7 protein-coding genes and 2 pseudogenes are annotated in these 7,629 nt (G+C 68.3%); 5 read left to right on the plus strand and 4 right to left on the minus strand.

The genetic code is table 11. The annotated features are described in order from the left end of the window. Positions 1-17: 17 nt before the first annotated feature. Together ACFYW8_RS36885 and ACFYW8_RS36890 are read right to left on the minus strand one after the other, a co-directional pair. On the minus strand, positions 18-404 hold the full coding sequence (locus ACFYW8_RS36885; RefSeq protein WP_389089104.1) for a hypothetical protein: 387 nt from the start codon (positions 402-404) through the stop codon (positions 18-20). 79 nt (positions 405-483) lie between these two features. After that, a complete protein-coding gene (locus tag ACFYW8_RS36890) occupies positions 484-1,665 on the minus strand; it encodes a serine hydrolase domain-containing protein (protein ID WP_389089107.1) in 1,182 nt (393 codons plus the stop codon). Positions 1,666-2,015: 350 nt separating this feature from the next. Between ACFYW8_RS36890 and ACFYW8_RS36895 the strand changes: the two genes are divergently transcribed. Next, a complete protein-coding gene (locus tag ACFYW8_RS36895) occupies positions 2,016-2,435 on the plus strand; it encodes a helix-turn-helix transcriptional regulator (protein WP_389089110.1) in 420 nt (139 codons plus the stop codon). A 149-nt stretch (positions 2,436-2,584) separates the two neighbouring features. Here ACFYW8_RS36895 and ACFYW8_RS36900 read toward each other — a convergent pair. Then, positions 2,585-2,818, minus strand: a pseudogene (locus ACFYW8_RS36900) (TetR family transcriptional regulator); the annotation flags it as partial. A 383-nt stretch (positions 2,819-3,201) separates the two neighbouring features. On the opposite strand from ACFYW8_RS36900, the gene ACFYW8_RS36905 reads away from it, so the two are divergent. From ACFYW8_RS36905 to ACFYW8_RS36915, 3 genes are all read left to right on the plus strand, one after another. Continuing rightward, entirely contained in the window at positions 3,202-3,636 is a 435-nt protein-coding gene (locus tag ACFYW8_RS36905) for a VOC family protein (RefSeq protein ID WP_389089113.1), read from the plus strand. A gap of 1,308 nt (positions 3,637-4,944) precedes the next feature. Further along, positions 4,945-5,529: a YrhB domain-containing protein gene (locus ACFYW8_RS36910; protein WP_389089116.1), complete on the plus strand. Its 585-nt coding sequence runs from the start codon at positions 4,945-4,947 to the stop codon at positions 5,527-5,529. Positions 5,530-5,853: 324 nt separating this feature from the next. Further along, complete coding sequence (locus ACFYW8_RS36915) at positions 5,854-6,279, plus strand: hypothetical protein (protein WP_389089119.1); 426 nt, start codon at positions 5,854-5,856, stop codon at positions 6,277-6,279. A 178-nt stretch (positions 6,280-6,457) separates the two neighbouring features. Here ACFYW8_RS36915 and ACFYW8_RS36920 read toward each other — a convergent pair whose 3' ends face one another. Further along, complete coding sequence (locus ACFYW8_RS36920) at positions 6,458-7,303, minus strand: MOSC domain-containing protein (RefSeq protein WP_389089121.1); 846 nt, start codon at positions 7,301-7,303, stop codon at positions 6,458-6,460. Positions 7,304-7,469: 166 nt separating this feature from the next. Between ACFYW8_RS36920 and ACFYW8_RS36925 the strand changes: the two are divergent. Further along, a pseudogene (locus ACFYW8_RS36925) lies at positions 7,470-7,547 on the plus strand (IS5/IS1182 family transposase); the annotation flags it as partial. Positions 7,548-7,629 lie beyond the last annotated feature (82 nt).

Genomic DNA, 7,629 nt, shown 5'->3' on the forward strand with positions numbered 1-7,629 from the left:
GCTTCGAGCATCAACCCCTAGGCCCGTCCGGAGGCCCATCTGAGCGGCGCGGTAAGGAGGTTGGGCGCATCGGGCAGGTGTGCGAGGAAGTCGTTGACGCGTTCCGGGTGGTCGGCCGCCCACGTGGCCCGCGGCAGCAGGTCGTCCACGATGTACAGGCCACCCGGGCTGAGGAGAGCGAGCAGATCGGCGAGGCACAGGACTTCCCCGGCCGGCAGTCCACTTCGGCCGGATCGAACAGAGATCCTGCGCGGTTGCGGGTGCGCCAGGTGCCGGCCTCGTCCTGGACGAAAGGTGATGCGGCTGCCCTGGCCGAGCTCTGCGGTGACGACGGCCCGGGCCGTGGGACCGCACTCCACGCCGGCGAGCGGGGATATCGCCGAGGTGATCCCCAAACGGGCCATGGGTGCGAGGGGTGCGCAACACCGATCCGCTGCACCCGGCGAGCGCCGAGCTCACCGGCCACCGTGACGACGCCCCCGCTCACGGGGTATTGGGGCCCTCCGTGCACAGTGCGTGGTCGATCAGGGCGCTGGCCGCGTTCTCTTGTTCGAGGATGTGCTCCAGGGTGTCGCCGCGCGCCTCGGACATGGAGACCACGGCGCTTCGCCTGCCGTCGTCGGTGACGCCATTGAGAGTGATGAAGCCGCCGTCTCCGCCCTCGTGGCTCCAGTAGGTACCTCCACAGCTCAGGGGCCGTTCGACCAGGCCGAGCCCGTATCGGCCGCCGGGCCAGAGCTGTTGGACCTCCCCGCTCACGGGGACGGTCTGCTTCATCTCGGCCAGCTGCCGCGTCGGGAGCAGGCGGCCCGCGAGCAGCGCGCGGAGGAAACGGTTCTGGTCCCGCGTGGTCGTGACAAACGAAAGGCCCTCGTGCTCCACCGGTATCTGCTCGGTGACATCCACGACGGAATCGGGGCCGAAGAGCTGGTATGCCTTGGCACGCGGCCGGGGCAGGGTGGCCGAGGCGCCGCCCCACCGGGTCTGGTTGAGGCCGAGGGGGCGGAGGATGCGGTCTTCGATCTCCTGGTGGGCGGGTTGACCCGTGGCCTTCTGGATGATCATGCCAAGCAGGATGTAGCCGGTGTTGGAGTACCCCCAGCCCTCGCCGGGCGGGAAGTCCGGCGGGTGAGCCATGGCGCGGGCAACCAACTGCTCGGGGGTGTAGACGTCGTAGCGCTGTTGGTAGTACTCCTCCGGAGTGGTGTATCCGGGCAGGTCGTCGTGGATGCCGCTGGTGTGCTGGAGCAGTTGACGGATGGTGATCCGGCTGCCGTCGTTGCCATCGCCGTGCACCACTCCTGGCAGCCATTGGCCGACCGCGTCGTCCAGGGACAGCCTGTCCTCGGCCTCCAGTTGGAGGACCACGGTGGCGACCAGTGTCTTGGCCGTGCTGGCCATGCGGAAGTAGCCGACGGAAGAGACCGTGCTGCCGGTGGTCAGGTCTGCGGTGCCGCTGGTGGCGACCGACTGCCTTCCGTCAGGCGCGACCACGCGGGCCTGCACACCGCTGACACCGAGGGCGTGGATCGCCCCGGTGTCCTGGCGTAACTGCTCCATGGGAGAGGAACCGGCCGGCTGGGCGACGGCGTTGGCCACCTCGGCGGCGAGCAACGTGCCGACACCGAGTGCCACGACAAGGCACTTTCGCAGAGTCGAAGTCATGGCCGAACGCTAGTTTCGCCCCCACCGGGACACGATCCGACGCACCCCAGGATCGGAACGGGGGATAACCCCCCAGCGCGGACCGTTGGCGGCGTGACGCGACCTGCGGTGCTCCTTCGCCCGATCGGGATGGGAACATCGACTCGTCAGCACAGGATGCACAGGATCACTGATCACTGATCACTGATCACTGATCACTGATCACTGATCACTGATCACTGATCACCGGCGAAGGGCGGTGCCCATCATGTCCGTCCTGCTCGACACGAGCCGGCTGCCGGTCGGCGACCGCGCCGACGCGTTGCAGTCCGCCCTCACCGACCGCCACCCTGTGCACCACCGCCCCGACCTTGGCCGCCCACGACCGCGCCGGCCTGGCACCCATCACAGCCAACCTCGGCTTCAACGCTGCTGCGCACGCCGACGACCGCACCTCACGAGACGCCACGAACGGCTACCTGGCCGACCGGGCCGCCATGTTCACGCGGAAGAACCTCTCCCGCCCCGAGCTCACGGCCGAGGAGATCGCCGATGAGCTCGGCGTCTCCGTAAGACACCTCTTCCAGCGCTGGTCCACCCAGCCCGAGACCCTGGCCGAGCCCCTCCTGGGCACGCGACTGACCGCCGCACGCTCCCTGTTGACGGTGCGGCCGCTCCTGCCGGTCAACGTCGTCGCCCACCGCTGTGGCTTTGCCGACGCGTCCCACTACAGTCGCCGCTTCCGCAGTGCCGACGGCGTCACACCCACCCAGTACCGCCGCTCCCAGTAGCCGCCGGGCAACAGCGTGCCGTGCAACAGCACCGGGCTCAGCGCGCGTTCCCGAACCTCTCACAGCAGGTCAAGCCATGTGACGCGGCAGCGGGCGCAGCACCCGTGGCGTCGACGGTGCCCGGTCGGCGAACAGGCAAGTGGCATCGGTCAGCCCAGCGACGCAGTGGCCGCACGCAGGTCCTCCAGGGCTGCCACTGCATGAGGCGCGAGCCCTTCCGTGTCATCTCGATCGCTTTCGGACCATTGGGCGTAGCCCCGCTTGAACGCGAGGACTCCCAGTTCGCCCGCGAGGTGCGCGGTCGAGTCGGGGACGCCGCGGGCGATGAGCGCGGCAGTCATGGCGGCCGCGAGACCGACGCTCCTGAGGGCGTCGCGCTCCCGGCCCGTGCGCTCCGGCAAGAGTCCGGCTCACCGGACGTGGTCAAGTGGCCAATATTCACGGCGAGTTGACGGCATGAAGGTGCCGCGCCGGGATTCCTGTGGGGGGTGCGGGATATCCGCGAAGGTCGGCCGTATGACCCGGGATCGTAACGACGAGTTGGTCAAGCTTCGGGCGGGAACTGGGTGGCCACGATGAGCAGCGCCCGGTGGCGCCTCGGTGACGCCGCCCTGGAGATCGTTACCGACCGCAGAAGCTCGTGGACCTGCTCTGAACTGCGACGATTCATGGTCTACATGTCCACGACGGTCGGTCGACGTTCTCCGGGTGATCACGAGCACCGGTGACGGCGGTAGCTGTCAGAGGTGTGCAGTACGGTCCTGTCATGGCAGCCAAAATCGATCTGACCCTCGATTGCGCGAACGCACAACTCCTCGCCGATTTCTGGAAGACGGCACTGGGCTATGTCGACGAGCCGCCGCCTGCTCCCTTCAAAACCCGCGAGGAGTGGCTCGCGCAGTTCGACCTGCCGGAGGACGACTCCGAGGACGACGGGGCGTGGCTCTGCGATCCCGACGGCTCCGGCCCCCGCCTCTCCATCCTCAAGGTCTCCGAACCGAAGACGGCGAAGAACCGGCTTCACATCGACGTTCGGGTGCCGGGACACGGCAGTGCCGGTGAGCGGTGGGCGCGGATCAAGGCGGAGTCTGAGCGGCTGGTGAAGGCGGGCGGGGCCGTCCTGCAGGAGTTCGACGGGCACCACGTTGTGATGGCCGACCCGGAGGGCAACGAGTTCTGCGTCGCCGCAGCCTCGGCCTGAGGCTGGCAGAGGTCGGGGACGTTCTCTCTGACCGTCAACAAACCGTCGGCGAGCCTTGACGACCTGCTGATGAGGCTGGCTGAGAGAACAACCAGGGACGCCGCCCACCCCAGTTCGTTCGGCGTTCAACGGTGCGGGGAGCAGTGGGGAGCGCCCGGCATGAGGTTGGGGGCCCGGCGACCGAAGGCCACCGGGCCCTGGTGATCGGTGAGGGTCAGCCGAGGTGGTGCACGATGTTCGACCTGGCTCGCTCCGATCCCGTTGCCATCGTTACTGTCCGGGGATCATTGGTCATCGCCGGGCCTGACGTGCTCGGAGGTCAGACGGGAGAGCCTGGTGCCGGAGCTTGGTGATCACTTTGAGGGCAGGCTGGGGAGGATGATCGGTGCCTGGTCTCCGCCCGAGGGCGCCGTGCAGGGCACTCCTCAGGTGGCGTGCTTCCGCGGGGGCCGGCTCACAGGCGCCCAAGCGTTCGCGACGGTCGGCCTTTCCCGAACTCCGTTGTGGCACCCAACCTCGGACCGTCACCTCCACTTGGAGCTGCGGGCCTGCGAGAATGCCAGCCGCGCCGTCGGCGCCCGGTCAGGGAGTCCGAGGCAGCGGGACGATGTCGGCGCGGTGTGGGGCATGGTCGGCCAGGCGGCTTCGGGCGTGGCCAGAATCGCGACGATCGTGACGGGCTGCTGGCAGTGGGGGCAGTTGCGGGTCACAGTCGGCTCCAGTGGGCGCAGACCTGGGCGGCCCGATGCCGGATCTGGCGGACCGGCTGCGGGGCAGTTCGATCGGGGCCTGCAGCGCAAGCGGTGGTGCCTGACCAGGCGACGGGACCGTTCCTCGTCCTGGGTCCGGTCGCGGCGGTGTTCGGCCTCCCGGCAGCAGACAGCCGAGCGGTAGATCTTCCGGAGCTTCTTGTTGGCCTGGAACGGCTGTTCGCAGATGGCACAGCTCCGGGTCTCAGTGTTGGACTCACGGCAGACAGTGCGGCACTCGGGCGAGCAGAACAGCCGCTTGGGACCGTGGTGGTCAACTGCTCGCCGCACTGGGTGCGGAGCCGCCGGGTGGGCAGGTGCGAGCGGGCTCTCTCGACACGTCGGCGACCAGCCCCACTGTCCCGACACACCGCCGACGCCACCCGAAGGGTGGGGAACCAGAGCCCGCGGGTTTGCCCCATCCCCCAGCGTCACCCGAGGAGATACACATAACGCGATCAGCCTCCTGGACAAGAAGGTCCCTCAGACCCCTCGCACGTGGCCCTGGGCCGTGCGAAATCGCCGACCGAGAGAGGAGTCCGTACGGGATGCTGCATGTGTGATCGAGCGAGAGGCCGCCGTTCGGGCTGTCGAGGAACAGCTGGAGCGCGACTACCAGCAGTGGCGGGCTGCGGGTGTGGACGCGATGCGGATGGCTGTGGTCGACGTCGAGGAGCACGCGCTGGCGTGGATCGTCTCCTGGACCTCCGAGGAGTTCGTACGTACTCGGAACCCGGCGTTCACGCCGGCCGGCAACGGGCCGTACCTGATCGACCGTGTCGACGGCGGACTGCACCGGATCGGCGTCGTCTCCGCGGTAACCGGGGGGTGGGAGGCCGACTATCGAGCCCGCATACGTGAGCTGCCGGTGCGCACCGCAGTGGACGGTCTACACGACGCACTGTGCGGAGTCGCCGCAACCCGCGGCCGCATGCACGCTGTGCGGACGCTGCGCCAGAGGCTGCCTGTGCTCTCGCCTGCGGAGGCCATCGAATACGTGAGCGCATTGCTGGACGGTGATGCACCCGCGCGTCTCGTGGCCGTCGCCACCAAAGAGCTCGTGGAGCCTCTCAACCCGGTACTCGCGGTGGAGACGATTCTGAGCGGGGCGGAGATCCGAGCCGGTCAGCGACCCGAGGGATGACCGGAAAGCCAGTGGACGTGCCGATCGCGCATCCGGTCCCGTTCCTCCGACGTCGCGAGGAAGACGCAGGCGCCATTGGAAGACCGAGCGAGGACTCGGGATTCATCACCGCGGAAGAGCATCAACCGGTAGCACCGCGGTCTCAAGTCCTGGGAGCACGATGTCAACGTCCCGCTGACAGCCGATGACAGAGGCCGATGGCGGAGGCGAGGGCAAAGAAGCTGTTGGGACCGACGATTGGAGCAGAATGCAACCATGGTCGGAGAAGGGCACGACGAGGCAGCAGCACGCACGTTCCTGTGATGCGTCACCGAGGTGGCGGGGATGATGGATCTCGGGAACACGGTCGGTGCATCGGAAGATCGACTCGCGCGGCGCCTGGCCCGAGCGGTACGCGAACCGCTGCTCGAAAAGGACGCCCTGCCAGAAGAGTTCTTCGCCCCACTGATGGCTGCAGCCGTGTACGACCCAGACCCCAGCTTCTGCCGCTGGTTCGTCGAGCCGGCGGTTTACGCGTTCGGACGCCGCCGTGTCGTGACGGCGTTGCTCGACTATCTGCGGAAGGGCACAACGGCGGAGCAGGCGGGCGCCAAGCGGGCCTGGTACTGCGCGCACGTGCCGCTGCGCGCGGACCGGTCTCCGGCCTACGCTCGCGGCGGGAGCCGTGACCCGGCTTTGGACGAGTGCCACGACGTGGTGGACGAGTGGCTGAAGACATCCGCTGAGCAGCCAGCCCGCGAACAGGCCTGAGTTCGTTCTCCAAGGGATGTGGCTGTCCCTTCGAAGCCTCGGGAGAGAACGTGGGAGACCAGCAGCTTCTCACCCACCAATCGGCAAGCACCGGAGCTCTGGGGTGCCCACGGGTCTTGTCACCGGCCGTGGGCCGATCGACTGGATGCAGTCGTGGACTCACGTTCTCAGCACGCGATCACAAAGCCTCCTGCAACGTGATCGAGTCGCCCACTCGGACCGTTCCCGCTTCCACAACGTCCAAGTACACACCCAGACACGACAGTCGGCCCAGGTCGAACACCGGGACGCGGTGATCGCGAGCCACCGCACGCATGATGCCGGGGTCGGGCGGCAGTTCGTCATGGCCGAGGGTGGGTATCACGCAGCGAGGCGTAGGCACCACAACCCGGAACAGTGCCTCCCCCACTCGCAAGCGGGACCCCACCCAGGCGTCTTCCGGGAAGCCGGGCCCTCCTTGGGTGTTCACGACCAGGTTCGGCCGGAAGCGGCGCGCGTCGAAGTCCCCGGCGGGATATACGGTGCGCATCCGGTCCAGGGCCGCCGTGGTGACGAGATGGACCTTGCCGAAGTCGAAGAACGTCCCCGGGGCGACGCTGCCCGACGTGATGTTCTCCCCCGTGGTATCGACGGATGCCGACTCCCGTGCAGCCTCAGGGACACCGCCTTCGTACGCGGGCACGGCGCGCTCCAGTCTGGGGTGCTCCGGTACGACGGCCGAGACGGACACCTGACGGCCCAGCAGCTTTGACATCCGCACGTGCAGGTCAGGGTCTTCGACCGGCAGGTCGGTCCCGTCGGGCAGCACCACCCGGACCACGCCGGAATCATCCATCCGACTCCGGCAGCGCAGCAACATCCCCCACTTCCTTGGGTGTTTGGCGCTGCCCACCGCGCCCGTCCCGTCGAGCACGGCGTACGCCCGGTCCCCGGACAGCCCGCCGTCCGTGACCGCCACGGCGATCACGGCCTCGCCCAGCATCGACTTCACCGGATACCGGTACAACGCCGCCACAGTTCCCATAGATCGATTATGGCGCGCGCGTCATGCCTCACCTCGTGAGCAGGATCAGGGGCACCAGCTGCCCGGGCCGCCAGTCGGCCGCCACGGCCGCGAGTGCGTCCGCCAGTGCCGCACCGTGCAGGAGCGGGGCGATAACCACCGACGGGGCGGGCGCCGGCGCCGTCCCGTCCTGCTCGACGGCACTCTCGCGGAGTGTGACCGCCGGGGCGACGGCCGGGCCGACTACTCCGCCAAGCACCAACGCCGGTAAGTTACGGGCCCGTCGGAGTCCTTGACGTGGCAACAGGGCCTCTGTGTCGACTGGTTTCGACCAAGAAATCCGCCGA

It is taken from the genome of Streptomyces sp. NPDC002742 (assembly GCF_042888885.1).
Classification (GTDB): Bacteria; Actinomycetota; Actinomycetes; order Streptomycetales; family Streptomycetaceae; genus Streptomyces.

Excerpts from the sequence above, each read along its gene's own strand:
- ACFYW8_RS36890 (WP_389089107.1), bottom strand. The coding sequence starts at position 1,665 with ATGACTTCGACTCTGCGAAAGTGCCTTGTCGTGGCACTCGGTGTCGGC.
- ACFYW8_RS36920 (WP_389089121.1), bottom strand. The coding sequence starts at position 7,303 with ATGGGAACTGTGGCGGCGTTGTACCGGTATCCGGTGAAGTCGATGCTG.
- ACFYW8_RS36905 (WP_389089113.1), top strand. The coding sequence starts at position 3,202 with ATGGCAGCCAAAATCGATCTGACCCTCGATTGCGCGAACGCACAACTC.
- ACFYW8_RS36915 (WP_389089119.1), top strand. The coding sequence starts at position 5,854 with ATGATGGATCTCGGGAACACGGTCGGTGCATCGGAAGATCGACTCGCG.
- ACFYW8_RS36885 (WP_389089104.1), bottom strand. The coding sequence starts at position 404 with ATGGCCCGTTTGGGGATCACCTCGGCGATATCCCCGCTCGCCGGCGTG.